The organism is Flavobacterium sp. FlaQc-52 (genome assembly GCF_044007495.1).
Classification (GTDB): domain Bacteria; phylum Bacteroidota; class Bacteroidia; order Flavobacteriales; family Flavobacteriaceae; genus Flavobacterium; species Flavobacterium cupriresistens.
Genome location: NZ_JBIPCV010000001.1, coordinates 65264 through 90835 on the forward strand (window position 1 = coordinate 65264; position 25572 = coordinate 90835).

Annotated in this window: 28 protein-coding genes; 10 read left to right on the top strand and 18 right to left on the bottom strand. The window is 33.0% G+C overall.

Going from position 1 to position 25572, the window contains the following annotated elements:
• Nucleotides 1-20: 20 nt before the first annotated feature.
• The gene (locus ACHRV5_RS00280) at nucleotides 21-1313 is read left to right on the top strand and encodes a hypothetical protein (protein ID WP_395425316.1); all 1293 of its coding nucleotides are present in this window, start codon (nucleotides 21-23) and stop codon (nucleotides 1311-1313) included.
• Between the two features lie 73 nt (nucleotides 1314-1386).
• Here the strand turns inward: ACHRV5_RS00280 and ACHRV5_RS00285 are convergent, their stop codons facing one another.
• The 4 genes from ACHRV5_RS00285 to ACHRV5_RS00300 all read right to left on the bottom strand — a co-directional run bounded on the left by ACHRV5_RS00285 (nucleotide 1387) and on the right by ACHRV5_RS00300 (nucleotide 3959).
• On the bottom strand, nucleotides 1387-2115 hold the full coding sequence (locus ACHRV5_RS00285) for a DUF3667 domain-containing protein (RefSeq protein WP_395425317.1): 729 nt from the start codon (nucleotides 2113-2115) through the stop codon (nucleotides 1387-1389).
• A 48-nt stretch (nucleotides 2116-2163) separates the two neighbouring features.
• Entirely contained in the window at nucleotides 2164-2547 is a 384-nt protein-coding gene (locus ACHRV5_RS00290; protein WP_395425318.1) for a DoxX family protein, read from the bottom strand.
• A 93-nt stretch (nucleotides 2548-2640) separates the two neighbouring features.
• Complete coding sequence (locus tag ACHRV5_RS00295) at nucleotides 2641-3429, bottom strand: anti-sigma factor domain-containing protein (RefSeq protein WP_230001880.1); 789 nt, start codon at nucleotides 3427-3429, stop codon at nucleotides 2641-2643.
• Complete coding sequence (locus ACHRV5_RS00300; protein ID WP_047775000.1) at nucleotides 3429-3959, bottom strand: RNA polymerase sigma factor; 531 nt, start codon at nucleotides 3957-3959, stop codon at nucleotides 3429-3431. Before ACHRV5_RS00300 ends, ACHRV5_RS00295 begins: the two co-directional genes overlap by 1 nt.
• A 994-nt stretch (nucleotides 3960-4953) precedes the next feature.
• Here ACHRV5_RS00300 and ACHRV5_RS00305 point away from each other — a divergent pair.
• Entirely contained in the window at nucleotides 4954-5541 is a 588-nt protein-coding gene (locus ACHRV5_RS00305) for a glutathione peroxidase (protein ID WP_047775003.1), read from the top strand.
• A gap of 496 nt (nucleotides 5542-6037) precedes the next feature.
• On the opposite strand, the gene ACHRV5_RS00310 is transcribed toward ACHRV5_RS00305, so the two are convergent.
• Together ACHRV5_RS00310 and ACHRV5_RS00315 are read right to left on the bottom strand one after the other, a co-directional pair.
• The gene (locus ACHRV5_RS00310; RefSeq protein ID WP_395425319.1) at nucleotides 6038-6535 is read right to left on the bottom strand and encodes a GNAT family N-acetyltransferase; all 498 of its coding nucleotides are present in this window, start codon (nucleotides 6533-6535) and stop codon (nucleotides 6038-6040) included.
• A gap of 22 nt (nucleotides 6536-6557) precedes the next feature.
• Nucleotides 6558-7733 (bottom strand): thioredoxin family protein, encoded by a 1176-nt coding sequence (locus tag ACHRV5_RS00315; protein WP_395425320.1) that lies wholly within the window; start codon nucleotides 7731-7733, stop codon nucleotides 6558-6560.
• 164 nt (nucleotides 7734-7897) lie between these two features.
• Between ACHRV5_RS00315 and menD the strand changes: the two genes are divergently transcribed.
• Entirely contained in the window at nucleotides 7898-9559 is a 1662-nt protein-coding gene (gene menD / locus ACHRV5_RS00320; protein ID WP_395425321.1) for a 2-succinyl-5-enolpyruvyl-6-hydroxy-3-cyclohexene-1-carboxylic-acid synthase, read from the top strand.
• 109 nt (nucleotides 9560-9668) lie between these two features.
• Complete coding sequence (locus ACHRV5_RS00325; protein ID WP_395425322.1) at nucleotides 9669-10010, top strand: DUF2853 family protein; 342 nt, start codon at nucleotides 9669-9671, stop codon at nucleotides 10008-10010.
• A gap of 108 nt (nucleotides 10011-10118) precedes the next feature.
• Here the strand turns inward: ACHRV5_RS00325 and ACHRV5_RS00330 are convergent, their stop codons facing one another.
• Nucleotides 10119-11348 (bottom strand): multidrug effflux MFS transporter, encoded by a 1230-nt coding sequence (locus tag ACHRV5_RS00330; protein ID WP_395425323.1) that lies wholly within the window; start codon nucleotides 11346-11348, stop codon nucleotides 10119-10121.
• Between the two features lie 141 nt (nucleotides 11349-11489).
• Between ACHRV5_RS00330 and ACHRV5_RS00335 the strand changes: the two genes are divergently transcribed.
• The 3 genes from ACHRV5_RS00335 to ACHRV5_RS00345 all read left to right on the top strand — a co-directional run bounded on the left by ACHRV5_RS00335 (nucleotide 11490) and on the right by ACHRV5_RS00345 (nucleotide 12791).
• Nucleotides 11490-11903, top strand: coding sequence for a hypothetical protein (locus tag ACHRV5_RS00335; RefSeq protein ID WP_047775013.1), 414 nt, complete (start codon nucleotides 11490-11492; stop codon nucleotides 11901-11903).
• A 97-nt stretch (nucleotides 11904-12000) separates the two neighbouring features.
• Nucleotides 12001-12384 carry a hypothetical protein gene (locus ACHRV5_RS00340; protein ID WP_395425324.1) on the top strand — a complete coding sequence of 128 codons (384 nt, stop codon included), beginning with the start codon at nucleotides 12001-12003 and terminating at the stop codon, nucleotides 12382-12384.
• A 116-nt stretch (nucleotides 12385-12500) separates the two neighbouring features.
• Nucleotides 12501-12791: a hypothetical protein gene (locus ACHRV5_RS00345; protein WP_395425325.1), complete on the top strand. Its 291-nt coding sequence runs from the start codon at nucleotides 12501-12503 to the stop codon at nucleotides 12789-12791.
• Nucleotides 12792-12995: 204 nt separating this feature from the next.
• Here the strand turns inward: ACHRV5_RS00345 and ACHRV5_RS00350 are convergent, their stop codons facing one another.
• Nucleotides 12996-13439, bottom strand: coding sequence for a hypothetical protein (locus tag ACHRV5_RS00350; protein ID WP_395425326.1), 444 nt, complete (start codon nucleotides 13437-13439; stop codon nucleotides 12996-12998).
• A 174-nt stretch (nucleotides 13440-13613) separates the two neighbouring features.
• On the opposite strand from ACHRV5_RS00350, the gene ACHRV5_RS00355 reads away from it, so the two are divergent.
• Nucleotides 13614-13823, top strand: a complete 210-nt coding sequence (locus ACHRV5_RS00355; protein WP_395425327.1) for a hypothetical protein — start codon at nucleotides 13614-13616, stop codon at nucleotides 13821-13823.
• Between the two features lie 236 nt (nucleotides 13824-14059).
• On the opposite strand, the gene ACHRV5_RS00360 is transcribed toward ACHRV5_RS00355, so the two are convergent.
• The 9 genes from ACHRV5_RS00360 to ACHRV5_RS00400 form a co-directional block, all read right to left on the bottom strand.
• On the bottom strand, nucleotides 14060-14914 hold the full coding sequence (locus ACHRV5_RS00360; protein ID WP_395425328.1) for a hypothetical protein: 855 nt from the start codon (nucleotides 14912-14914) through the stop codon (nucleotides 14060-14062).
• Nucleotides 14915-14920: 6 nt separating this feature from the next.
• Nucleotides 14921-15439, bottom strand: a complete 519-nt coding sequence (locus ACHRV5_RS00365) for a hypothetical protein (protein ID WP_395425329.1) — start codon at nucleotides 15437-15439, stop codon at nucleotides 14921-14923.
• 157 nt (nucleotides 15440-15596) lie between these two features.
• Nucleotides 15597-16154 (bottom strand): hypothetical protein, encoded by a 558-nt coding sequence (locus ACHRV5_RS00370; protein ID WP_395425330.1) that lies wholly within the window; start codon nucleotides 16152-16154, stop codon nucleotides 15597-15599.
• On the bottom strand, nucleotides 16147-16323 hold the full coding sequence (locus tag ACHRV5_RS00375) for a hypothetical protein (RefSeq protein ID WP_395425331.1): 177 nt from the start codon (nucleotides 16321-16323) through the stop codon (nucleotides 16147-16149). The genes ACHRV5_RS00370 and ACHRV5_RS00375 overlap by 8 nt, the downstream gene beginning before the upstream one ends.
• A gap of 35 nt (nucleotides 16324-16358) precedes the next feature.
• Complete coding sequence (locus tag ACHRV5_RS00380; protein WP_395425332.1) at nucleotides 16359-16763, bottom strand: hypothetical protein; 405 nt, start codon at nucleotides 16761-16763, stop codon at nucleotides 16359-16361.
• 114 nt (nucleotides 16764-16877) lie between these two features.
• The gene (locus ACHRV5_RS00385; RefSeq protein WP_395425333.1) at nucleotides 16878-17381 is read right to left on the bottom strand and encodes a hypothetical protein; all 504 of its coding nucleotides are present in this window, start codon (nucleotides 17379-17381) and stop codon (nucleotides 16878-16880) included.
• Nucleotides 17382-17383: 2 nt separating this feature from the next.
• Nucleotides 17384-18103: a hypothetical protein gene (locus tag ACHRV5_RS00390; RefSeq protein WP_395425334.1), complete on the bottom strand. Its 720-nt coding sequence runs from the start codon at nucleotides 18101-18103 to the stop codon at nucleotides 17384-17386.
• 283 nt (nucleotides 18104-18386) lie between these two features.
• Nucleotides 18387-19580, bottom strand: a complete 1194-nt coding sequence (locus ACHRV5_RS00395) for a hypothetical protein (RefSeq protein WP_395425335.1) — start codon at nucleotides 19578-19580, stop codon at nucleotides 18387-18389.
• 198 nt (nucleotides 19581-19778) lie between these two features.
• Nucleotides 19779-20105 (bottom strand): hypothetical protein, encoded by a 327-nt coding sequence (locus ACHRV5_RS00400; protein WP_395425336.1) that lies wholly within the window; start codon nucleotides 20103-20105, stop codon nucleotides 19779-19781.
• 626 nt (nucleotides 20106-20731) lie between these two features.
• On the opposite strand from ACHRV5_RS00400, the gene ACHRV5_RS00405 reads away from it, so the two are divergent.
• Both ACHRV5_RS00405 and ACHRV5_RS00410 read left to right on the top strand, forming a co-directional pair.
• Nucleotides 20732-22648 (top strand): DUF294 nucleotidyltransferase-like domain-containing protein, encoded by a 1917-nt coding sequence (locus tag ACHRV5_RS00405; protein ID WP_230001889.1) that lies wholly within the window; start codon nucleotides 20732-20734, stop codon nucleotides 22646-22648.
• A 3-nt stretch (nucleotides 22649-22651) separates the two neighbouring features.
• Nucleotides 22652-23248, top strand: a complete 597-nt coding sequence (locus ACHRV5_RS00410) for a PolC-type DNA polymerase III (protein WP_395425337.1) — start codon at nucleotides 22652-22654, stop codon at nucleotides 23246-23248.
• Between the two features lie 50 nt (nucleotides 23249-23298).
• Here the strand turns inward: ACHRV5_RS00410 and acs are convergent, their stop codons facing one another.
• Nucleotides 23299-25206, bottom strand: coding sequence for an acetate--CoA ligase (acs, locus tag ACHRV5_RS00415; RefSeq protein WP_047775039.1), 1908 nt, complete (start codon nucleotides 25204-25206; stop codon nucleotides 23299-23301).
• Nucleotides 25207-25572: the final 366 nt, after the last annotated feature.

Consider the following 25572-nt stretch of genomic DNA (forward strand, 5'->3'; position numbering starts at 1 on the left):
AAACAATTAAAGACAGAAGTATGTTTAAAAAAATTGCATTTAGTTTATTTATATCTTGTACAGCACACTTATATGCACAAGATCCGATTTCCAGAAATACCAATAGACAACGGTTAGATTTTGCAAAGATGTATTTTGAATTTGGAGGAACTTATGTGAGTTCTTTTAAAGGAAAGCAAATTCAGGATAATACAATTACGACGTTTAATCACCCCGCCACAGTAAACCAATACCTTACATGGGGAGGATTTCATTTTTGGGGACATGCCGAATTTTTTGTTGTCGTTCCGTTGGGACAATTAAATCTGAAAAAAAATACGGTAGAAACGTACGAATTAGATCAATCAGTCGTTACGGGCTTAAGGATATATCCCTGGGCAATGCAAGATAAAAAGGCAAGACCTTTTGTTGGTGTCAACTGGGGCGCGGTGGACTTTAAACAAATCATTAACTCCGATGAAAATAGTACGGTATTAACAAAAGATTTTTTATTGAATTTTGAAGCCGGACTACTTTATAACTACAAAAGTTTTGGGCTTCGTTTGGGAGTAAATTACAATGCTGACAATAAATGGGATTATCCTTTAGACAAAGAGAAAAAAGCAGAAATTAAAACGCCCGAAATCACTGCTTCGCTAGGTTTACTTTATGCTTTTGACTCCACGAAAGACACTAATAAGGAAAACATAGACAGGTGGAACAGCTATCCTGAGTTTAGTAAATTATCGTATAAGGCCAGAAGAAAAGGAGCTTTTTTTATCGGGATTGGGCCTTCGTTCTCTTTCTCTCTGAGTAAATCGGATTACAATCAGATGAAACTTCCTTATCTAAATGATAAAATAGCTTCCAAAAACTATTTTGATATGGCCTTAGGCTATCATTTTACTAAAGCAAATCTATTTACCGCATTGTCTTTCAGAAATCCAAAGTTTGAAACGGAAGGGTATGGGAGCTCGCAGACGATAAAAAAGACAGCTTTAGCATTGGAGGTCAACAAGTTTTTAATGGATTATTCCGGTTTTGCACCCTTTGTAGGCCTAAATATTTCTTACGACAAACTGCGTTACGAACAAGAAATTGAGGGCGTAAAGAGCGCTATTAAATTTAAAGGAAAATTTGAGCCCGGTCTCACATTTGGTTGGGATATTGTCCCGGGAAAAACGGATGAAGTTTTAATTTTAAGAACAAATCTAAGATGGTATCCATTATCAGAATTTGATGTCAATGGTCAAAAGTTTAGTTTCAGACAATTGGAGTACAATCTGATACAACTCGTTTTTTATCCCGAAAGAATGAAAAAAAGTAAGATGTGAAACACGAAACGTCAAACATGAAACGTGAAACGTGAAACATGAAAAGCAGCATATAAAAATGATTACTTCTCACCTATAAATTTCCCGTCATCCACAGAACAAAAGCTGCAATCAGAAAGAATAGAAATAGAAAAATGAGATGACTTAGAAGAGACAAAAAGAAGACTTTTGTTTTGGATAATTTATTAAAGAATTGCATGTTGGTCCATAGAATCAAAACGAGATCAATAGCATACAAAACAACTGTGACGGTTTTAATTTGTGGAGTTTCACTAAAAAAATAGGCTAATGGAAATAATAGAATTCCAATAACTAATTTTTGAGACGCTTTGAAAGTATTCAATACAAAATACTCCACAAAATTGCGACCTTGATTTCTAAAACAGATGTAAGTTCCGATCGTAAAAAGCGGAATGGAGGCAATGGTAACCCAGGAGAAATGAGTAGAAACCCATTCATTAAACTTAACTAAATTTAAGGGATTATCGGAATCAGTTTGAACTAAGTCAACGTGGAAGAAATGGTACAAAACCCCATATAACGTTGCTAAAACAACGACTAACGAAAGGGGTTTAAAATGTCTTACACGTTTACCTTCAATAAATTCACGGATACTATGTCCCGGTCTTGTAAACAATTGTTTGACCGTGTAAAGGATGCCTTTATCAAAATGAAGTAATCCATGCTGAATGTCATGCCATAAAAAATGCCAATTTATTAAATGAGTTTCAGCAGATTGGCCACAATTATTACAATAGTGGCCAGTATAAATTTGATGACAGTTTTTGCAGGTAATCTCCATTATTTTAATAGTTATAATGAAAGTGTAAGGAATGGATCAATTTTATTTCTAAACATTATTCTTTTTAAAACCATTCGGATACATAATAGCAACAAGTACTACGATGAGTAAAAAATTATATTCCATACCGTTTCTGCCTCCTCCAACAACAAACCAACCTTCTTGGAAGTGTACTAAAATTATCCCCATAATAAGGACCAGTATGGTTACAAAGCCGGCTAATTTTATATATTTATTTAATAACAGCAGCACCGCTGCAACTACATGCGATAGTTTTATGGACCAGGCTAATGCTACACCAAAAGGGGCAAAGCCAATTTGGTTCAGATACAAATTGCCAAAATCATTAATACCGTTGTTAAACATTCCAAATACGGAATGCGTTAGAAGGATAATCGCAACCGAAATTCTTAAGAGTAAAGTTCCATTCATTGTTTGGTGGTTATAGTTAATTTTCAATCTAAAATAATAAAAAAACGCATATTAAATTGATTAATATGCGTTTAGTACGTAATAAATTAGTTTTTAAACTTTTCCTAAAGTATACAACTGTTCCATTGTTGGAGTTAAACTTCCTCCCGCAGGCTCAAGTGTAATTCCAAAGGCTTCAGCTGAAACGGTTTGGTCTACAGCAAATATTTTTTGATTGTTGCCTTCAAAATCACTTAACAAACCAATGCTGGTAGGAGTTAATACAGGACTCAATTTTAGTGCCCATACCTGATACACCATTCCTTTTGGAGGTTTTGGCAAACCTGCAGCATCAATATAAGTCGTTTTGGTATCCTTATTCCAGTATACTTTTGCAAATGACGTTGGCGAAACAGCCTGACCACCAAGTGTAACTCCGGTATTCTTGATGTCTCTTACAATAGTCAAACTCTTTTCTGTTTCTTTGTTTTGCTGATCTAAATAAGCAAACTCTCTTTCGATTTTAGTTTTCTCGTTGCCAACAGTCGAAATAGCCTCTTTTGTTTGGGTTAATTCCAAAGTTTGGTACCCAAGGCCTAAAAGAAGTAAGACCGCAGCAGCCCAGCCCACATATTGAGACCAGTTTGAAGTCGGTTTCATCTCGACTACTTTGCCATGTTTAAGCTCTAGGCGCGCTTTAATTTTCTCAAAATTAGACACCGAATGGAAAGGAGAAAAACTGGATGACAAAGCAACAATCGCTTTCTCGATCGATAGGATTTCCTGATCTACTTCGGGGTTATTTTTAGCCAGTTCTGCTATTTCCAGATTTTCCTTTTCGGTTAATAAACCGTAAACGTATAATTCCAGAATTCCTGATTCAATATACTCTTGTGCTTCCATTATATTTTTAAATAATTACGTAAATCGTTAATACAGTTTCTGTTGTTCGTTTTGATAGTCCCCAATGGCATTGCCAATTCTTCTGAAGCTTCTTGTTGGGTGTATCCTTTGAAAAATAATAAATCGATGATCTCAATACATTTCGGCTTTAATTTTTTTACAAATTCCTGAATACCAATTGTATCAATTTTGTTGACTAACTTATTACTGTCATCTAACAGATTTACGAAATTATCGGAGGAAAGGTTTTTTTGACTGTTATTAAAATTTTTGGATCGCAGCTTGTCGATAGAAGTATTCCTAGCAATATTAAGGATCCAGGTGTAAAAACGGCCTTTACTTTCATTATACGAATCAATGTTTTTCCAGATTTTGACAAAAACTTCCTGCAAAACATCTTCAGCTTCTTCACGATTTTTTATTAGCACGTTTATGACCGAAAATAAACTTTTCGAATACATATCATACAAATGGGTAAAAGCTCTTTCGTCTTTCTTGTAAATTAAAACTAATAATTCTTCTTGACTCATAGGTTGGATTTTTAAGCTTAAACAAAATTTTAAAAACGTTTTTTTATTACCTGAGATAAAGGTAATTTATTTTTTTCTGTAAACGGTAATTATTTTAACAGGCTTATCCTTAGTAAAATAAGGGGTTTGAGAAAAAAATCATTTTTTTTTACTTTTTTTAAAACCAAAAGCAAACCAATTACGTAAATGCTATTATGACATGTGAAAAAGATCATATCATATAGCAAACTGGTCAAGATTTCTTATAAAATGAATGGACTGACAGTGGTTTTGTTTTAAACAGATAATTATAGTTTACATTTTTTAATAAATAAATAGTAAAGTAAATCTCATTAAAAACGGAGTTATGCAAAAATCGAAAAATCTAATAATATTGATTGTAGGATTAACAAGTGTTTTAGCACTTGCCAATTTTAATAAGAGTCATTTTAGGCAAGAGAGGGTAGAGGGGCATAAACCGAATTTAAATTTTTCAGTTGTCTTGTAAAAGCAAAGCAGATAAGAAATAAAAGAGAATACTTTGAATTAGTAAACAAAGAGTATTTGGGGCGGAAGTTAAACTGGTCAACATTTATGAAGGGTTGTATTTTTTTAACTTCTGAAAAATTAGGCGCCGATTACAAGCCATTAAAAGTGAAGATGTTTCCGAAGGAGAAAAGTACACTACGATGGCGCCTGATTTTATTTAAAAAGAGAATCGGAATTTTAGTAGAGGACTTATTTAGCTGCTATTTGAAAGAAGATCGAATAATATAAAACGAGTTCGGAAGTGTTGAAGAAATTCAGTAAAACACCCGGAACTCCCTGAAAATCTAAAGCAGAGATGCTTAAAAGATTCAAATTTCATGGTTTGATTTGTTTGTATGGGGAGAAGCCTAACGTCTGATTAACGTTAGGCTTCGTTTTTTTATTTAACTTATGTTTAATACAGAATATAGGGAGCAAAAAGTACCAACAAAACTGTTTTTGATTAATTTTATAAAAAATTAGAACAATGAAAAAAGTATTATTTATGGTTTATGGCGCACTATTTCTATTTAGTTGCCAAAATCAAGCACAAACAAATAAAACAAAAACTCCTAAAACGGATAACGTCATGGCAAAAGAAACTATTTACCAATTTAAAGTGGAAGATTTATCAGGAAACCCTTTTGATTTTGCCTCTTTAAAAGGAAAAAAAGTAATGATCGTAAATACCGCTTCAAAATGCGGATTAACGCCTCAGTACAAAGATCTGGAAGCAATTTACAAAGAGTATAAAGATAAAGGCTTCGTGATTGTAGGTTTTCCGGCCAATAATTTTGCTTCACAAGAACCTGGAACAAACGAAGAAATAGGTGCTTTTTGTCAGCAAAACTACGGAGTAACTTTCCCTATGATGGACAAAGTTTCTGTAAAAGGAGACGATATGTGTGAAGTTTATAAATTCTTAACGCAAAAAGCGAAAAACGGCGTAGAAGATTCAGAAGTAGAATGGAATTTTCAAAAATACCTGATCAATGAAAAAGGAGAACTGGTAAAAGTAATCAAGCCAAGAACTTTACCTACAGATCCCGAAATCATCAATTGGATAAAAAGCTAAAAGCTGAAATTACCCAAAAAATAAAATCCACAAATTTGTTAATCAGATTTGTGGATTTTTTTATTAAAGTTTCCCTGTTTCAAAGAATAAGAAAAAGCACCCTGTTTAGAAAATACACACTTAATTTGTCATTTCGAATTTAGAGGCATTATGTTTAAAATATAGGAGATTTCGGGGATAAGCCTTCGACTTCGCTCAGGGTGACATTTAGGGGAAGTTTGGAATTTTAGTATTGGAATTTCAACCCCTTTTTTTGTCATTTCGAGGCACGAGAAATCACACAAGGAATTCCGCGCAGAAATTGCCAGTCTTTGCCGATCTACTTGAGTGATTTCTCGTGCCTCGAAATGACAGAACTACAAGAAATAAGGCTTGACGGTTCGATACTATAACTATCTAAGCAAAGCCTCGTAAGTAGCTCCAAAAACTTTGCGAACCTTGCGTATTCCCTTGCGCACTTTGCGGTTAAGCAAATATTCCCGAACGCAGTCCGCAACTAAACCAAAATCAACTGCATAAAAACAAGATCAAGCCAATGATCGAATTTATACCCAACTTCACGAATCGTTCCTGTTGCCACAAAACCAAATCGCTCATGAAAAGCAATACTTCCCGCATTATCAGCATCTATAGCGCCAATCATCACGTGATAGCCTTGTTCTTTGGCCAATCGAATGATTGCTGTTAACAATTTAGAACCTATTCCTTTTCCAATTACAGTGTCAACAACGTAAACAGAATGTTCAACAGTATATTGATATCCAATTTTCTCTCTAAAAGGACCATAACTGCCAAAACCAACAACTTCGCCATCAAGATCAGCCACAACTATTGGTAGATTTTTAGCCTGTTTGTCCTCAAACCATTTGGTTTGCACCTCCAATGTTTGAATGTCATAACTATAATTAGCAGTGGTATGCAAAATCGAATGATTTACGATGTCAAGAATTTTCTTTAAATCGTTTTTTGTAGCAGGTCTAAGTACAATGTCCATATTTATTTTAAGTTTTGTAGCACTATTTCGTGCCTAATTCAGCCAGTAAAGTATCCACATCTTTGGTGCTCCAGGTCATTTGAGTACAGATTACCTTTGCTTTTTTTGCGTATTTCAAGGCTGTTTTTTTATCTTTTATTTTGTTGTAAAGTCGGGCCAGAAGTAAGTTTCCATCATAAGAATCAGTAAGTTCTAAGGAATGATTGACCCAAAAAATGGATTTTTTCAATGCATCAATATCCTCGATGTGTTTGAGATAGGTTTGCCCAATATCCTTCAGAAAAGAAGCATCATTCCAAACCAATTTTTGAGTATCTTCTAAGGTTACTTTTTTATAGAACTTCCATTTTTCAGTGCGTTCAGCCAAAGTCAGATCAAATTTAAAAACCAATGAATCGGTCTTTTGTAATCGGATAGATTTCGCAACTTCTCTTTGTTTGTAATAGTTTACCGTATCTAAATTATCCACAAGAGGACGTAATAATTCACTAACGATACTCACCACTTTACGATCAACACGGTTTTGCGAAGCCACAGCAGCAAATTCTTTTTGATGATTTAAAACGTACTGAAATTCTCTCGAATTAATATCCGTAACCCCATTGGCAATCACGCGCCAGTTGGTTTCACTAATCAGTTGTGCATCCGATTGGGTGTTAAGATAGGTATGAGTCGCCGGTGATAAATCGGTTCTGTCTTTACCTTTTCTTAAGGTGTTCAAATAAGCAAAGAATTTTGTTGAATTGCTTGGGTCAGCTAAGAATTCTTTCTCTAAAAAAGGCAATTGCAGCTTTGGATTTAGAGCATTATTCGCCTCCGTCATAAATTCTGCTGTTTTCATTTCGCCTTTTAAAGTGTAAAGAAGTGTTTCATTGGCATCCAAAAACAAAAACGTAGGCAGTGATTTGGTATTGAACTTTTTCTGGATCGCTTTTCCTTCTTCTTTTTCAATATTCAACCAAACGCACACATAGTTCTTTTTTAAAAAATCCATCACGGTCGGATCACTAAAGACCTCTTTTTTCATCAGATTGCAATGCGGACACCAATCGGCATAAAGCATTACAAAAAGAGATTTGTTTTCTTTTTTAGCAGTCTCGAGACCAGTTTTGTAAGTAGTGTCATCGGGAATAAACTGATTCTGTGAATTTATAGTTTGTAGTGTACCGAAAAGTAAAAGCAAATAGAGATAGCGCATAAGTAGTTCTGTTTTATTCGAAAAATTAGCTTTTACAAATATATTCTCTTTTTCCAGAAATTGTCTTAATATCTCGCCATTTATAAGTTAAATGAACGTCGAAGTTTGTAACTTTGTAGTATAGAAAATTGATGATTTTCTTTCAAAAATAATACGTTATACGAATGATTTACCCCAAAATACCGCTTGCTCAAAGCATTATTGAGATTTGTTTGAAAAAAGGAATCACCAATATTATAATTTCTCCGGGATCCAGAAATGCTCCTTTAACAATTGGATTTGCTCAAAACCCTGATTTTACCTGTTACAGTATTGCAGATGAGCGATGTGCTGCTTTTTTTGCATTGGGAATTGCCCAACAAACCAAACAGCCAACCGCAGTTGTTTGTACGTCAGGATCAGCATTATTAAATTATTATCCGGCTGTTGCCGAAGCTTTCTATAGTCAGATACCCTTAATTGTAATTTCGGCTGATCGTCCTCAGAGTAAAATTGATATCGGAGACGGGCAAACCATCAGGCAGCAAAATGTATATGAAAATCATTCCGTTTTTAATGCCAATTTAACGGAAGATGCTTCCGTTGAAAACGATTTAAAAATCAATACTGCAATTGACACTGCCATTTCTAAAAAAGGTCCTGTACACATTAATGCGCCTTTCGAAGAACCTTTATACGAAACAGTTGAAGCACTTTCTGTAAATTCAAAAATCACAAATTCAGAACCTTTAGCAGAAACTAAAAACATAGAAAACGGAGAAGAATTTGTTTCGATTTGGAATTCAGCCAAGCGAAAATTAATTATGGTTGGCGTAAATGAAGTCAACACGATTGCAGAGGAAGTAATTGAAAGTTTAGCCAAAGACCCTTCGGTTGTGGTACTGACAGAAACAACTTCAAATCTACATCATCCGAGTTTTATTAACAGCATTGATACTTTAATTACACCCTTTGATGATATTGAATTTAAGGACTTTCATCCCGATCTTTTAGTAACTTTTGGAGGAATGATCGTTTCAAAAAGAATCAAAGGATTCTTGAGAAAATACAAACCAAAACACCATTGGCATATTGATACGTTGCGAGCTTACGACACTTTTAATGCGCTAACAAAGCATTTTGTAATGCAACCAAATGATTTTTTAAAAGACTTATTATCAAAAACAGTAACTACAGAAAGTGATTATTTTGACACTATAAACAATAGCTACGCATTAAGAAAAATAAGAAAAAAGGAATATTTAAATAAGATTCCGTTTTCAGATTTTAAAGTTTTTGAGAAAGTAATAGCATCTTTGCCTAAAAACAGTCAGCTGCAGATTAGCAACAGTTCTGCCATTCGCTATGCACAATTGATTGATATTGATTCTTCGATAGAAGTTTTTTGCAATAGAGGCACAAGCGGAATCGACGGTAGTACTTCAACAGCGATTGGTGCTGCAGTAGGAAGCGGAAAACAAAACGTTTTTATAACGGGTGATATTAGCTTTTTATACGACAGTAACGCCTTGTGGAATGCTTATATTCCTAAAAACTTCAAAATTATTTTAATTAATAATGGAGGAGGAGGGATCTTCAGAATTTTACCCGGGCATGAAGAAAAACCGGTTTTTAATACGTATTTCGAAACTTCACATCACTTAACGGCGGAGCATCTGGCCAAAATGTATCAGTTGCGTTATTATGCCGCTTCGGATTTAAATTCATTAGAAAAAAGCATAGAATTGCTTTATGCCGAGAATGATGTTCCAGTGTTGCTGGAAATTTTCACGCCGACTTCTGAAAACGATATTATTTTAAAACAGTTTTTTAAAGAACTAATTTAATTTATTTGTAAGTGAATAAGTGTTAAAATTAATGTATTCTTTTGATTCTAAGAGATAAAGCTATAAGTTTGATGTTATTAAATAGTACCAAATCTTTATAAATTTTATTATGAATACAAGAGAAGAATTAATCGCAAAGTATGCAGAAGATCTGAAAGAGAAATGTGGTATTGTTCCAAACATGGAACTATTGACAAAAGTAACAATAGGCTGTGGACCATCGATTTATAATGATGATTCCTCTACGGTTGCCGGAACACAGCGATCGGAACTGGAAACGGTACGAAATAATTTTTTAATCAAGAAGTTAGGACTGTCTGAAAATGCAGCTTTAGACGAAGGTATTCAAGCCGTTCTGGAAAAGTATGGTAAGTCAAATACGAATAAGTATCGAGTTGTAGTTTATTATCTCTTGATCTTGCACTTTAAAAAAGAGGATCTCTATAAATAAAAGAAGCTTTATTAGAAAACAAAAAAGTCGCTGCCCAACAAATTAAGGCAGTGACTTTTTTGATTTAAGATTGGAATTTGGAATTTAAAATATTGGAATTTAAACCCTCTAGTGCCCAATTATAATGTCGTCTTGATCAGAAAGAGCTACTTTTTCTTTGATAAAACGTTTTCCGATATTTAGAACAATAAAAGCCGTAATCGTTGTTGTGGTCATAATGGCTACCATTGGGGTAATCGAATCTTTCACGAAAACTCCCACTGCAAATGAAGCCAATGCGCCTAAGCCAAGCTGAATAGCCCCCATTAAGGCCGAAGCACTTCCGGCATTCTTTGCAAACGGAGCCATAGTAAGTCCCGCAGTATTTGGATTCGATATTCCCAGGCAAGCCAGGTATATAAAGAGCATTCCGATTGTTTCATACAGTCCTAAAAGGTTCTTTAAAGACAAGATTAGGAATAGTATGCTTATAACTGATTGTGAAATTAAAGCCCCAAAAATCATTTGTTCGCTTGAGAATTTCTTTAGTAAAATCGAATTTAACTGGCTCGAACCAATAAAACTAAGCGACATAAAGGCGAAAATCCATCCATAGGTCTTAGGATCAACATGATAAATGTCCATAAAAACGATAGGGGAGGCCGCCACGTACGAAAATAAGCCCGAAAATGCGATTGCACCCGTAAATGCATACGTATAAAATTGAGGCTCTTTTAAAACCGACAAGAAGTTGGTGATTATAGGTTTTGGTTTTAATGAAATTGAAGTATCCGGTTTATATGAATTTGGTAAACCAACTTGGGAAGCGATTAAAATAAGAATCCCCATAAACATCAAAATAAGAAATACCATATGCCAGCCGTAATCCTCGGTAACGTAACCGCCGACTGTTGGTGCCAACATTGGCGAAAGCCCGACAACAAGCATTAACATAGAAAAAACTTTGGGAATGTCTTTTACAGGAAATAAATCTCGTACCATCGCAACTGAAGCAACTGTCGCTGCACAGCTTCCGATAGCCTGAATGAATCTTAAAAAGATAAACGAGTCAATATCGGTCACATAAACACATCCTAAAGAAGCTAAAATATAGACCATTAACCCCATAAATAAAGGTTTTTTTCGTCCAAAGCGATCTAATAATGGTCCATAAAGCAATTGTCCTGCAGAAATTCCGACAAAATAACTGGATAAACTCATTGCGACCTGAGCTACAGAAGTATGTAAATCTTTGGCTATTTCTGAGAATCCGGGCAAGTACATGTCTATTGAAAATGGACCAAGAGCTGTCAAAGAACCTAAAATTAGGATCAGTTTTATGTATTTTTTTGTTGTCATTATCTTAAAAAAAGGCTTTTAATTTTTTGCAAAGGTAAAGATTTCATATCTTTCTAAGTGATTAAAGTCTTTTTTATGGAAAGACTGAATTTTTAAACCTGGTTAAGTTGCTATGTGATTACTAATCTAAAATTAAAAATTATGAAAAAGTACGTTTTATTATTATCGCTTGTATTTACATCAATTTCATTTGCTCAGACTATTAGCTCAAAAATTGAGACGACAAGCCCCGAGCAGTATGAATTTCTTAAAAAAGTCAGTGAATATTATTCGGATATTCCACTTACAAAACAAATTACCAATTTTTATGCAGACGGCAAGATTATCGATTCCAAGCAAGAATTTGATCTTAGAGGTACACCATTTAGCGCATATAGCTTAGGACTTGGACCTTATAATCAAAAAGTCACGTTCAATTACACCACAAAAGCCGATGGAAAATCTCATGGTGATGTAACTCTTTTTGACGGAGATTATTATAAAACAATCTACTATGATGACAAAAAAGAGTTTGAATTATTTGTAAACGGAAAATCAGTTTACGTTAAAAAATAAAACAATAGTAATTGCTTTTCAAAAACCTCTGTAATTAGTTTACAGAGGTTTTTTTTGCAGTATATTTGAAAAGTAATTTACAAAAAAACTCTTTTTTATGAAGAAAATCAGCTTACTTTTTCTATTTTTTTCTTTAGCAGGCTATTCCCAAACCAATTTGTTTACCGGAACATGGAGCAACGAAAATTGCAAAGATTGCAGTAAAAAATACATTTTGAATCTCATCTTGGCTCAATCAAATTCAAACATTTTTGGAACAGCTGAAATAATCCACAACGACGAAAAAAGGAACACCGGTATCATGGAGGTCACAGGATTTGTTTATCCTCTTGGCGAAAAAGCTATTGTAAAACTTAAAGGTAAAAACGGCATTGGCGCAAGTATTATTCTTGATGTAAGTGATAAAAATATTCAGTTTACTAAAAGAGCCGGTTCAGACTTGATTCCGCAAGAAACGATTTTGACTAAGTTGTATGATTAAAAAAAATACGCACGCAGATTTAGCGGATTTTAGCGGAAGATCACAGAAAAAAATCTGTCAAATCTGTCAAATCTGCGAGAATCCATATAAAGGTCTAAATTAATTTTAAAAAAAATATGACAACAGCTGAACAATGGAATGTTATTTATGATGAAGTGCAGAAGTACTATATTCAATTTACCGAAACAAGTGATCAAAACAGAAAGAATCTAGTTATTGATAACACAAGAAATTTTGTTACTAATGGCAGTAAAGAACTCTATAATCTTTTTATATCTGATAAAGACCAAGCTACAAAACAACGTATTGATTCAAGTGATATTTATTGGAAAGATGAATTTTTAAACTATTCTAAAGAGTTATTAGAAAAACTTGAACAAAAAATAAGCCCAGATAAAAAGGTATAACATTATAAAAAACTTCTATAGTAAAGAGAAATAGCAAAGTTTAGAATTCATAGCAATAAGAATTTTAAAGCGCATATAATTTGAACCATAATTTATAGTATGCAAAAGAAAACGTCCAATAATTATTAACAATTTTGTTAATAAGTAAAAAAAAGTAAATTTGGAACATAAAAAAAGCCCCGTTGTAGTGGGGCTAATTTACTGTTATTTTATTTCATTTAATAATTTTCCGTCTACATAATATTCGAGACTTCTTACTTTGTCCTTCATTCGATACAAGGTTCGAACAACTGAACCCGAGAACAGACGAATGTCACCATACACGACAGTGCCATCTTTAAGTTTATAAAAGTAATCTAAATATGTATTTAGTTTCGCAATTGATACTCTGTAAAAATCACACTCCTTTGGGGTTTCATAAAGGAAATCACTAGTTAATATTTCTTGTACCTTTAAATTATTTGTAATATTATTTGTAACCTGTTTACTAACCAATATATCAGGATAAAATTGATTTACTTTTTTTATAAAATCATATTGGTCAAAAGAGGCGGTTTCTGTTTTTTCTACATATATTTTAACATCAGTATTTTGACAATAAACAGCAGAAGAAAACATTATAGTAAATAATAAAGTAATTTTTTTCATGTGGTTTTGTTTGTGAGTTTATGATTACTAAAGATTTTCAAATATAGTGCCAATAATTTTAATTTCACTTTGTCAATTGTTATAAAAGAATAAATAATTATACCTTCAAAAAACGATACGTTGAAATTTTAAGTATATTCGTAATAAAACATTTTAAACAATAAACCTAAGATTATGACAAACCAAGATGTCTTTGATATTAACATACCTATTTTAGTAATAGGATTTAAAATTAATGCCCTGATCAAAACCCTTGACCCAGAAAAGCAAGAGATTTTTAAAAATTGCATGGAAGAAGCAAAAATAACTGTTCGTAAAGAAATTGGAAAACATCTAACTGAGGAAAAATTAGATGAAATTTGTAAAATTTTAGACGGTCATTAAAAAAACAAGCCTTTGTAAATCAATACAAAGGCTTATCTATTACGAACTCATTACAATATTGCCTAGCAATATATTTTCCTGTTTTTCGGTTGTAAATATTAATATAGTGATAATCAAACCTTATGTTTTTACACCAATTATGTAGGTAAAATATTGATTTACAAAATTCAACTTTTATAGGGACTATATTTTTATCCTTATTGAAGATTGTACAACTGTAGGGGGTAGGCGTATTATTAGCCATATATGTTCGTTATTTGTATTTCGATATCTTGCAAGATGTTTTTGATTTTAAAACCACCATTAACACAAACAAATGTTTCGATATCAAATTCTCCTTTTTTTACAATGTTCGTACCTCCTTCTATGTACTCGACATACATCCAAAATTCATTCGTTCGAATATCTGTAAATATAAAAACACTAAGGCCATAAGGGTAGGAAGATTTAGCAGTTGTCATTTTTACATAAAAATCACCAAATTGGAGGATGCCGCCGTTATTTTGAACTGGAAAAGAGGTGGCTAAATGATAACCGTTTGGAATATTGTTGGGAGTTTCCCCTTCAAACGAAGTAGCATCCACATTAATATCATTCTTGTAAGTATCATAAAATGACGTGTAAAATTTATTATTTGATTGAATTGTAGCTAGTTTAAGTAAAGAATAAACCCTTGCATCGTACTGATAACCAGAACCTTGTGAAAACCTACCGTCTAAACGAAATTGGGGCAATTTATACGCTTTCAAATATCTTAGCGGCTTTTTCTGAAACGGACTAAAGTTTGAAACTTCAACACCTGAACTACTTATATGAGGAATCTTAAGTATTATCTCTGTGTAAGGTGTAGCAAAATAGTTTTGAGGAATTACATTTAAGTCAACACCACTTAAATCATTAATAACAGACAACATTAATGTACTATCGTAATTATCAAAATTAACACCATCAACACGCTTATTTTTAACAAATAAAGACAGTACAAAAAACGAAGTTTCAATACCACTTACAATATAACCTATTTCAGGATTATACAAAACCTCTTTAACTTTAACAGCATAGCTGTCATCTAGATACTGTATGTAATTCATATTGTTCTAATTAAATAATGGAACTTTTTTTAAGTCCGAGTTTGATAAATATTTTTTTAAATCCGCTTTTAAATCACGTCTCGTAATAACGTAATAACAACGAACAACTAAAGGGACTGTTTCTATTTGTTTTACCTTCAACAATTGGTTTATTGTCTCTTTTTCATTTTCGAAATTTGAAAAAGGGTGTGTAAACCAAGACCAATAATCTTCTTTTGTCTGCTTATCTGTACCCAACCAAACCGCTAAAGATTCAGCAATATTATGCACCTCTTTACGGGGCGTAATTTTAGCCAACTCAATTTCTCTAGTAACGGGATTAGATACCGCAATTTTTAAGTCTTTTTCTGCATTTTCTAAAGCTTTTTCTTCTGCATCTTGTGTGAATTTTTCGTACCATTTTTTTAGCAATGGATAACACAAAATTATTCCAACGATGATAATCCAGTATTTTTGCAGAAAATCAAAGAGCCAAACGGTATTAGCTTGACTCTTTGTTCTATTTGTTATCTCTCTTTGAGCCATAATTATTTCTTTTTAAATAATTTATATGCTAAAAGCCCCGCTAACGCAACCAATACAACATTTGCAATAGTTTTATTCTTAGCGTAAAAAAGTTTGATTTTATCTAACATCTTGTTTAAATTTTTGAATTAATAATTTTATTTTTTTGCACGTTTGTTTAGACTGTAACGCTGTAAACAGTATAAAAAAAAAGTAAGATTGGGATAATCAAATAATTAAATTTGAATTTCTTTTTAGCCGTCACCACAACATTATCAAGATTAAAAGTCCCAATAACGTCAATCGCATCCTGTATATCTGAATCATAAATTAAAGTCGATTCCTTTCTACCAACTTCCTGATTAATTATTGCCCTTGCTATAGTTAGCAAGAAAAAAGAATCAACATTTTTTATTTTTTCATCAGGGTTTAAACGCAATTCTTTAGACACAGCACCAATGTAAGTCTTAGTGTCATTTTCAACTGATGGAGCATAGCGAGAAATTATCTTAGAAATGGTATCATTACCTTTATCTATATTATTAATAACCACTCTTAACATAGCACGAATACCAAATTTAACCTCTGTAAACTGCTCAAATGCTTTATCGGTATCTGTATTATTCAGGTAAGAAATTTTACCAACCCAATTATTGGTAGCCACAAGCCTTAAATTACCCGGATTATTATTGCGAATACCTCTAGTTAAATCCTTTCTACCTAAAAAGCTACGCATTCTCTTCTGTAATTAAAGATTTTTCGGGTGTTTGCGGTTCATCTTTTCCAAATTCAAGCTTACTTAATTCATCTGAAACGACCTGAATACCTTTTAAAATAGCAGTTACAACTGCACCATACTTTACGATAATACCAATTATCGAAACAATTCCTTTTAGATTTTTCATGATTTATTTTTGTTTTTTTTATACAACTTTTAAGATTAGTTCGAGCGTAAAAATGTACCCGCGTACCCCCCATTTTTTGCTCGTGGATTAATTACAAATGCCATCCCGTCAATTACTACTTTTCCACCGTTTTTTTGCATTGTACCCCAGTGAAAAGACTGAACACCTGTTTTTGTGTTTGTGAATGTACAAGCAACCGAACCGAACCAACCTTTGTCCGAAAGATTAGATTTAGAGGTAGTTACGCACTTTATCGCAATTAATTCTCCTTTCGACAATCTCCAACCCGTTGTTAAGTGTTGTTCAACTCCCTGATTTGGTCCCGAAGTAGGAGTGTATGTGGTAGCCTTAGCGCCTGAGTGTTTTACCTTTTGTTTATTTTGATTATTGTTACTATAACCTTTATTTTGGTTATTGTAACCCTTACTATAGTTTGCCATTACTTTATAATGTGTTTGATTATTAATATTATTTCAGCCATCTTTTTTAAGATTATTACTATTGAATCTACCAAGAATATTACAAGGTAGATTCGATAATAATTTTTTGGCTTACTATCTTCTTGCAACTCTTTTACGTGAATTGCTACCGTTCCGTCTCAAAAACCAAATCAATGCGACAAGACCCGCAACAGCACCAAGAACAATTTTCCAATTTCTTTGAAACCAAACCTTTATAGTTGAACTTACAACGGTAGCAGTTACCTCACCGCTCGCCTGAACAAATCCTGAACTTAAACCATCATTTACACCTTTGACAATAGCTTTACCCAAAAGATTAGAGCCTGAGTTAGTGACAGCACCCGCAGTATCAGCCAAGTTTTGATTTAAAGCCTGTGTTTGAGCGTTCCAATAATCTGCCTCCGCTTGTTTTCCTTCTGCTTCTGCACGTTTAGCCATTTTTTTAGCCTCAACCGCATCGGTAACTTTCCCAATTACTGTTTGAGCAATTGTACCAACACCCGGAACAAAACCGACTGCAGTAGTAGCAACCTTTACCAAGTTTTTGAACGAAACATTTTTCTTAATGGATTGTCCTATTTTTTTAAAAAACCCCATAATTACACAGCTTTAAGTGACCTAACGACGAAGTTAATAACAGCCCCCTGAGATTTGTTAACCTCAATACTTAAAACGGTGTTTAAAGGCAATGACAATCTATCTGGCAAACCCTGCAGAACCTTTCCATCAGGGAGAACCGCTTGAATAGGGTCAACATCTCGACTTAAAGTTTGAAGTTCAAAAGGCAAAAACTTTATTACTTGACCAGTTATAAACTGATAAGACAAATCAGTAACCGAAGGATCAACCGTCATAATAGCAAGGTCAAAACCTTTAACATCAATTTTTTTATTGAATTCTTCGGAAGCAATAGTTTTTTGCTCAAAAACGTATAGATTATCGGTAAACAAAGGGTCTTCAATTCCGTGTAAATCATAGCGTTTTGTACTAATCAAGTCCTCCAAAACGATTTTAATACTTTCTTTATCAGCAAGTAAAATACCAGCGTCGTCTGCAATTTCACATAAAGCAATTAAAGCATTATCAGCATCTGACTGCGAATTTTCAGTACCATACGTACTTGCTAAAATGAAATCTTTAAGCAATATTTTGTTTGCTAAAATGACATTTGAGCCATTCCCTCGCTCAATGTAAATGCTAATTTTTTCAGTAGTTAAAGCCGATAAAGCCAAATCACTTGAAATAATCAACGAACCAATTGACTTTGTTACGGTTAATTCTGGCGATTTTGTTACGCCTGTAATAGTTGCAATTTTCATTTGTTATAAATTTTATTTGTTAAATTTCTTTCACAAAGATTATTGCAACTATTATTTAGCGTTTTCTAATTCTTTCTATTCCTTTCTATTTTTTTCGTTTTTTTTCCATTTAAGAAAGAATTTTGTACTCAATTAAATCAGAAATCATTAAGTATTTTCTTTTTAATGCAAGACAATCTAAAATGATTTGGTATTCTTTCCTTGCGGTTGGATAACTAACTTCAAGGATGTGCATTAACTGAGTTTTAGTGACTTTTTGGCTTGTATTTTGTGTTTTCATGGCTTATAAAAATAAAAGTTGATGCTCGTGGAATAATTCAGAATCGAATTCATTTACTAGCTTTTCTTTCGTTCTAAATTCGTGTAGATAGAAATGTAATTTGTTTTTGAACCACATTAAAAGCGGTTTTTCCGTAATCATGTCTAAATCCTCAAGCAAAAGATTGAGAGCAACGATATAAGATATATCCTGATTGTTTGCGTAATATTCTCTAAACAGAGATTTAGCAAGACGTTTTTTAATTGTTGTCGAGGATAGAACAACCTTTTTTAAACGTTTTATTATAGGATTGAATTTTGATATTTGCTTTTGTAAAAAATCAAAATCAAACAGAATTATAAGCTTTTCTTTATTAACCTGACTTTTGCCAGTGTTCTCCCGAAGTTCAAAAAAACCTTTGTTCGCAATTTTTAATAACTCATAAAGATTTGCTTTATCAAAAATACCCCAAGTCATTGTCTGACTTGTGTTTATATCTAATTTTGAATGCTCGTTTAGACCTCTGAAAAACGCAGAATTTAACTGATATTCAAAACGCCAAACGTTATCATTTTTTAAACCATTGTCCGCATAATATTGGTTTATATATGGTTTTTCCGTTAGCTGTAATGACAGCGTTTTGTTGTAGCATCTTATTATTTTGTCTGATGTTCTTTTCCCAATTTGGAAGCCATTAAGTATCGATTTCCCTTTATAGGTTTCAAAATAGCTTTGTAGATTTTTTGGACGACCCGAAATAAGGTAGTTACCTCCAACAACATTACTATATAAATTACGGTAAGAATTGTCGATATCAGACCTATCAAGGCATATATCCAGTCTGTTAACTGATTTAAAAAAGTAGTTCGTTTCATCGCAAAAAGCATTTATGACACCTCTTAAGGCATCGTTTGACAAGGTGTAAAATAAATTGTTTTCGAATTGTAATTGAGCAAATTGCTCGCTCATGATAGCGGAACGGGGTTTGGCTGTGTAAATACCAATCTTTAAATTTTCGTAGTATAAATCCGCTCTAATCTCAAAAATCTTAGTCCCATATTCATAAGGTTTTAAACGAAATTTTGAATTTTCGGGAAACTCCCCAAATGGTTTTCCTTCGATATTAATAATTAGGTAGTCAATATTTATAAGCGTAGTTTTTAAATTGTTCTTTTTATTTTTAGTTTGGGCTTGATGCCTCTCTTTATATGAAATCATAGTTTTTTAGTAGGTTTTGGGTGAGTTAGTTGCCGTTATACCCTACGGCAACTTTTTTATATTGAAAATTTTAAATAATAATACTTTGCTTGTATTTTTTGATTAATATTTAAAGAAGTATAGTCTTCGTGCATTAATAAATATTTCATAGTTTCAGTTTGTTTAAATTCTAGTTTATGAAAGGGGAGTAGCAAAAAATTAATTTTCTAAATTTTCCCACAGCGAATAATGATTTTTTGGTAAATCGTTAACAGTGAATTCTTTCTCCGATTGGTTTTCAATTATTTTCTTTTCAGTTTCCTGAAATTTATCTTTGTAGTTCGAAATCTCAGAATTAAAAAAAAGATTTATTCTTTGACCGATTTTAGTAATTTCTCTAATAACAAAATCATGTTGATATTTGAGACCCAGTAAATCAACAGTTTCTACAGGATTTTTTGAGTACTCATTTAAATCGTGATTTAAACCAGCTAATTCCAAAACTAATTTTTCTCGTTTTTGGATTAAAAGTAAAATTGTTGACATATTCTAGGGATTTAAAAGGTTGTGTTTTAATAATTTACCGAGCAAGTATTTTGAAGAAATTTCATTCGTATTGCAATAAAAAATAAATTCATGTAAACGATGCTGTAATTGAATTATGAAGCAATCTTTTTCTATGTGGATAGTAATTCCTATATTTGAGCCTCTAACACGAATGTGCAGGATTTTAAAAGCCGAATGTTCTGTTTTGCAAAACGGACGAATTTTCTTTAGAAAGGTTTTAGGTTTAAATGTTGTGTGTCGCATTAATTCTACGTACTTAAGTAGTAATACATAATTTTCCAATGAGGAGCGTTTTAAGGCCATATAGTTTATTTGTTAATAATAGTTGTACAAATATGAACTATAATTTATATTATGTAAAATAGACTTTTTCAGAACCCCACTGGGCTAACTTATCACAGATTTGCATTAGAAACAATATAACGATCAAGAACGTCCTCATTAACATATACTTCACTATCATAGGTTTAGAATAATAAATAAGAAAAATAATGACTATTAAATCAGATATTCTGAGATTTATTTAAAATCATGAAGATGCTTTCATTGTAAGAGTTTATTTTATTATTTTTACATTCGATACTTTAAAAAAAATTATCAAATCTATGAATACAATTGCTGAGCATATCGCGGATTTTTTAAAAGAATACCAGCCGTTTAAAAATCTGACTTTTCAAGAACTATCAGATATTGCAACCAATATTCGTGTTATTAATTTAGAAAAACACGCAGTATTGTTTCAAAATAATGATGTGCTGCATGATAGTTTTTATGTAGTCGCTTCGGGTGTTATAAATTTAACAACGATTGCCGATGCTGAGGAAACGATTATAAACAAATGTAATGAAGGCGATATTTTTGGCTTACGTCCGTTTTTTGCCAAAAATAACTATATGATGTCCGCCAAAGCACGTGAAGAAAGTATCGTTTATGCAATACCGATTGCTGTTTTCAGGCCTTTTGTGGCTAACAATTCGGATGTTTTAAACTTCTTATTGGAAAGTTTTGCAACAAATTCAAGACATACCAAGGACAATGTAAGTTCAAATGGAAAAGCAATTTCTGACACTTCTTTTTATGTAGATCAGCAGTCAGAAATGCAATATATTCAATCCCTTACCTACAATGTTGCTCCATTAAAAACGGAAGCGCATCATATTGTAAAAGATGTTGCGATTTTAATGACGGAGTCAATGGTGGATAATATTGTGGTTTGCGAAAAAAACCATCCAATTGGAATTGTTACCGACGCCGATTTATCTTCTAAAATTGCGACAGGCCGCTTTCCTATTACGGAAACGATTGACAAAATCATGTCGTCGCCGGTTGTTACGGTATTAGAAAATGTTTCTTTGGCGGAAGCACAATTATTGATGTTGAAACACAATGTGACGCATTTATGTGTGACAAAAGACGGTACAAGTAAATCTGCCGTGCGAGGAATTATTTCTGAACACGATTTGATTGTGGCTCAGGCCAGTAATCCGGGAGTGTTAATCAAGGAAATTAAGCGTTCACAGCTTCCGAAAGATTTAAAACAAATACGTGATCGTTTGTCTGATCTTATTCAGAATTCGATTCAAAAGAATATTCCGATTTCACATGTTAGTAATATTGCTAGTGAAATTAATTTAGCTATAATCAAACGATCTGTTGAATTGTCAATTTTAGATTTAGGCTCACCTCCTGCTCGTTTTGCATGGTTAAGTATTGGTAGTCAAGGGCGTAAGGAGCAATTGTTGCTTACAGATCAGGATAGTATTTTAATCTTTGAAGATGTTACTGCTGATAAATACAGAGACGTTAAGGATTACTTTTTAAGATTGGCAAAAAGAACTACTGCTATCTTAGAAAAAGTAGGTTACGAACTTTGTCCAAATGGGCATATGGGAAGTAATATGTTGTGGTGTAAGTCACTGACAGACTGGACGAAACAATACAACAGTTGGATGAATACTCCAGGTGAAAACAGTAACGATTTGAGCAGTATTTTCTTTGATTATGAAATTGTTTTTGGGGAACCAAAAATTGAAGAAGCTATAGAAAATGTTATTTTCAAAAATGCTGTCAACAATACCTTGTTTTTTGACTTTTTAGGAAATGACGCTTTGAAGAGAAACTCTCCGTTGAGTTTTTTCAAAAAGTTTCTTATTGAAGAAGAAGGTCCGCATAAAGGAGCATTCGATATTAAAACACGTGCTTTAATGCCTTTGATTGATGGAGCGCGTTTGTTAATTTTGAATTCAAATATAAAAGGAATACAAAACACTTATTTAAGATTTAAGCAATTAGCGATAACAGATTCTAAAAATGCGGAGATTTATTTAAGTTGTGCTGAGGCTTTCTTGACATTGTCAAAATTTAGAACGGTTGAAGGACTGCGAAATGACGATTCAGGACAATATATCAATTTAAAAGAAATGTCTAAAAACGATAAAGAGAAATTAAAAAATGCTTTGTCGCCAATGAAAGATCTGGAAGAATTAATTAAAAGTAAATTTCAACTTACACAATTCTCTTAATATATGCTAGACTGGCTTAAAAATATTAACAAAGAACATCCTGAATTCTGGAAAGATTATCTGGCTAAATTCGAAACAAAACCCAATCGGTTTGTCGTTTTGTCTACAGAAACGTCTGGCTTGAATCCGAATAAGGATGTGATTTTGTCTTTGGGAGCATTTTCTGTAGTGGATGACAGTATCCATATTAAGGATAGTTTTGAATCTGTTTTATTACAGTATAAGTTTTTACAGGATAATGGACTTTCTAATGAATTTATCATTGAAACAAAAATGATAAAAATGCCCGAATCTGAAGCAATTGAAGCTTTTATTAGTTTTTTGGGTAATGCTGTTTTGGTCGGACATCACATTAATTTTGATCTCGAAATGCTAAACAGTGCCCTGGAACGTTTGGACTGTGGAAGGCTTAAAAATGAAGCACTTGATGTTGATATGATGTACAGAAAGTTAATGGATATCAATGACAAACAGTTTTCACTAGATGATTTGTGTGATATCTATAAAATCCCAAAAAGTGACCGAAATTCCTCTACCGAAGACGCGTACAGAATTTCGCTATTGTTTTTAAAATTAAAATCCCGATTGGGAATAAAATAAAAAAAGCCTCTAATTTAAGAGGCTTTTTTGTATCTGTTAGTTTGAGAGTATTAGATTTTCTCTTTTGTAATTTCATCAACAATTTCAGGGTTTAACAGTGTTGAAGTATCTCCAAAACTAGAGAAGTCTCCTTCAGCAATTTTACGTAAAATTCTACGCATAATTTTTCCTGAACGTGTTTTCGGTAAACCGGACACGAATTGAATTTTGTCTAATTTAGCAATTGGCCCAATGTGGTCCGAAATATACTGATTGATTTCTTTACTTAAATTGGCTCTGTCTCTGTATTCACCTGTTTCTTTTAAGATCACAAAACCATACAAAGCATTTCCTTTAATATCATGCGGGAATCCAACAATAGCAGATTCTGCAACTGCCGGGTGCTCGTTGATTGCATCTTCAATTGGTGCTGTACCTAAATTATGACCCGAAACAATCACAACATCATCTACTCTACCGGTGATTCTGTAGTACCCTACTTCGTCTCTTAAAGCACCGTCTCCTGTAAAATATTTACCAGGGAAAGCAGAAAAATAAGTGTCTTTGTAACGTTGGTGGTCTCCCCAGATTGTTCTGGCGATTCCCGGCCAAGGGAATTTAATACACAAACTACCCACTACCTGATTACCTTCAATTTCGTTGCGTTTTTCATCCATTAAAACAGGTTGAATTCCTGGTAATGGCAAAGTCGCATAAGTTGGTTTTGTAGGTGTTACAAAAGCGATTGGCGAAATCATGATTCCACCAGTCTCAGTTTGCCACCAAGTATCAACAACCGGACATCTTTTGTCTCCAACGTGGTCATTAAACCAGTGCCAAGCTTCTTCGTTTATAGGCTCCCCTACTGATCCGATTACTTTAAGTGATTTTAAAGGATATTTTTGAACGTAATCCAAGCTTTCTTTTGCCAGAGAACGAATTGCTGTTGGCGCTGTATAAAACTGAGTTACTTTATGTTTTTCGATAATTTCCCAAAAACGACTGAAATCAGGATAAGAGGGTACCCCTTCGAAAATTACGGTTGTTCCTCCATTCAATAATGGTCCGTATAATATATAAGAGTGACCTGTAATCCAACCGATATCTGCGGTACACCAGAAAATATCATTTTCTTCGTGATTGAAAACATTCTTAAAAGTATAGGCGGTATAAACCATATAACCGGCTGTGGTATGCACCATTCCTTTTGGTTTTCCGGTTGATCCGGAAGTGTATAGAATAAACAAAGGATCTTCAGCATCCATGATTTCGGCAACACTATTGTCCAGAGCAGCATCTAATAAAGGTTGTAACCAAATGTCACGTCCTTCTTTCATTTTAATTGCAGTTTGTGTTCTTTTAGCAACCAAAACTTTTTCAACAGATGGGCAGGTTTCTAATGCTTCATCTACAATTCCTTTAAGGTCAATTGTTTTGTTTCCTCTGTAACCACCATCAGAAGTGATGACCATTTTACATTCGCAATCGTTAATTCTTGCAGATACAGCTGATGCCGAAAATCCTGCAAAAATAACAGAATGTATTGCCCCTATTCTGGCACAAGCCAAAACAGCTACGGCCAATTCCGGGATCATTGGTAAATAAATACAAACACGGTCTCCTTTACGAACGCCTTGCTCGCGCAACACGTTGGTCATTTTAGATACACGTTCGTATAATTCGTTATAAGTTATATGTAAAGCGCTTTCTGAAGGATCGTTTGGTTCAAAAATAATCGCTGTTTTTTCTCCTCTTTTGCTTAAATGTCTGTCGATACAGTTTTTCGTAATATTCACTTTAGCTTCAGTAAACCATTTTACTTCAGCATCGCCCATATTAAAATCAACTACTTTTTCCCATTGTTGGTACCAAGTGAAATTTTCTTCAGCTATTTTTCCCCAAAATTTTCTTGGTTCTCTTATTGACTTATTGTAATGCTTAAAATATTGTTCTAAATTTTCAATTTTATAATAACTCATTTTGGATGGATTTTTTTTTTTATAAATGTATTAAATCTGTATGTATTCTTAAAATTATTTAATTTATAAATTTTAGCATAAAAAAACACATAGTAAAAAAAATGTTACTTTTTTATGGGTATTTCATAAAAATAAGGGTTTTATGGCAAAACAACACCATAAAAAAGGCATAATAAATTAATATCATGCCTTTTCGTTTTAACAATTTCAATAACAATTAATTTTTTTTGTAATGCTGCATTACAATGCTCTTTTCTATTTTGAAAATAGCAACATCTTGATTAATCAATATAGAAATCGATACAAGTATGTTTATTGCTAAACATACCCCATTAATTGGGACTACCTTCACCTAACTCAGAAACT

Excerpts from the sequence above, each read along its gene's own strand:
- ACHRV5_RS00280 (WP_395425316.1), top strand. The coding sequence starts at position 21 with ATGTTTAAAAAAATTGCATTTAGTTTATTTATATCTTGTACAGCACAC.
- ACHRV5_RS00285 (WP_395425317.1), bottom strand. The coding sequence starts at position 2,115 with ATGGAGATTACCTGCAAAAACTGTCATCAAATTTATACTGGCCACTAT.
- ACHRV5_RS00290 (WP_395425318.1), bottom strand. The coding sequence starts at position 2,547 with ATGAATGGAACTTTACTCTTAAGAATTTCGGTTGCGATTATCCTTCTA.
- ACHRV5_RS00295 (WP_230001880.1), bottom strand. The coding sequence starts at position 3,429 with ATGGAAGCACAAGAGTATATTGAATCAGGAATTCTGGAATTATACGTT.
- ACHRV5_RS00300 (WP_047775000.1), bottom strand. The coding sequence starts at position 3,959 with ATGAGTCAAGAAGAATTATTAGTTTTAATTTACAAGAAAGACGAAAGA.
- ACHRV5_RS00305 (WP_047775003.1), top strand. The coding sequence starts at position 4,954 with ATGAAAAAAGTATTATTTATGGTTTATGGCGCACTATTTCTATTTAGT.
- ACHRV5_RS00310 (WP_395425319.1), bottom strand. The coding sequence starts at position 6,535 with ATGGACATTGTACTTAGACCTGCTACAAAAAACGATTTAAAGAAAATT.
- ACHRV5_RS00315 (WP_395425320.1), bottom strand. The coding sequence starts at position 7,733 with ATGCGCTATCTCTATTTGCTTTTACTTTTCGGTACACTACAAACTATA.
- menD (WP_395425321.1), top strand. The coding sequence starts at position 7,898 with ATGATTTACCCCAAAATACCGCTTGCTCAAAGCATTATTGAGATTTGT.
- ACHRV5_RS00325 (WP_395425322.1), top strand. The coding sequence starts at position 9,669 with ATGAATACAAGAGAAGAATTAATCGCAAAGTATGCAGAAGATCTGAAA.
- ACHRV5_RS00330 (WP_395425323.1), bottom strand. The coding sequence starts at position 11,348 with ATGACAACAAAAAAATACATAAAACTGATCCTAATTTTAGGTTCTTTG.
- ACHRV5_RS00335 (WP_047775013.1), top strand. The coding sequence starts at position 11,490 with ATGAAAAAGTACGTTTTATTATTATCGCTTGTATTTACATCAATTTCA.
- ACHRV5_RS00340 (WP_395425324.1), top strand. The coding sequence starts at position 12,001 with ATGAAGAAAATCAGCTTACTTTTTCTATTTTTTTCTTTAGCAGGCTAT.
- ACHRV5_RS00345 (WP_395425325.1), top strand. The coding sequence starts at position 12,501 with ATGACAACAGCTGAACAATGGAATGTTATTTATGATGAAGTGCAGAAG.
- ACHRV5_RS00350 (WP_395425326.1), bottom strand. The coding sequence starts at position 13,439 with ATGAAAAAAATTACTTTATTATTTACTATAATGTTTTCTTCTGCTGTT.
- ACHRV5_RS00355 (WP_395425327.1), top strand. The coding sequence starts at position 13,614 with ATGACAAACCAAGATGTCTTTGATATTAACATACCTATTTTAGTAATA.
- ACHRV5_RS00360 (WP_395425328.1), bottom strand. The coding sequence starts at position 14,914 with ATGAATTACATACAGTATCTAGATGACAGCTATGCTGTTAAAGTTAAA.
- ACHRV5_RS00365 (WP_395425329.1), bottom strand. The coding sequence starts at position 15,439 with ATGGCTCAAAGAGAGATAACAAATAGAACAAAGAGTCAAGCTAATACC.
- ACHRV5_RS00370 (WP_395425330.1), bottom strand. The coding sequence starts at position 16,154 with ATGCGTAGCTTTTTAGGTAGAAAGGATTTAACTAGAGGTATTCGCAAT.
- ACHRV5_RS00375 (WP_395425331.1), bottom strand. The coding sequence starts at position 16,323 with ATGAAAAATCTAAAAGGAATTGTTTCGATAATTGGTATTATCGTAAAG.
- ACHRV5_RS00380 (WP_395425332.1), bottom strand. The coding sequence starts at position 16,763 with ATGGCAAACTATAGTAAGGGTTACAATAACCAAAATAAAGGTTATAGT.
- ACHRV5_RS00385 (WP_395425333.1), bottom strand. The coding sequence starts at position 17,381 with ATGGGGTTTTTTAAAAAAATAGGACAATCCATTAAGAAAAATGTTTCG.
- ACHRV5_RS00390 (WP_395425334.1), bottom strand. The coding sequence starts at position 18,103 with ATGAAAATTGCAACTATTACAGGCGTAACAAAATCGCCAGAATTAACC.
- ACHRV5_RS00395 (WP_395425335.1), bottom strand. The coding sequence starts at position 19,580 with ATGATTTCATATAAAGAGAGGCATCAAGCCCAAACTAAAAATAAAAAG.
- ACHRV5_RS00400 (WP_395425336.1), bottom strand. The coding sequence starts at position 20,105 with ATGTCAACAATTTTACTTTTAATCCAAAAACGAGAAAAATTAGTTTTG.
- ACHRV5_RS00405 (WP_230001889.1), top strand. The coding sequence starts at position 20,732 with ATGAATACAATTGCTGAGCATATCGCGGATTTTTTAAAAGAATACCAG.
- ACHRV5_RS00410 (WP_395425337.1), top strand. The coding sequence starts at position 22,652 with ATGCTAGACTGGCTTAAAAATATTAACAAAGAACATCCTGAATTCTGG.
- acs (WP_047775039.1), bottom strand. The coding sequence starts at position 25,206 with ATGAGTTATTATAAAATTGAAAATTTAGAACAATATTTTAAGCATTAC.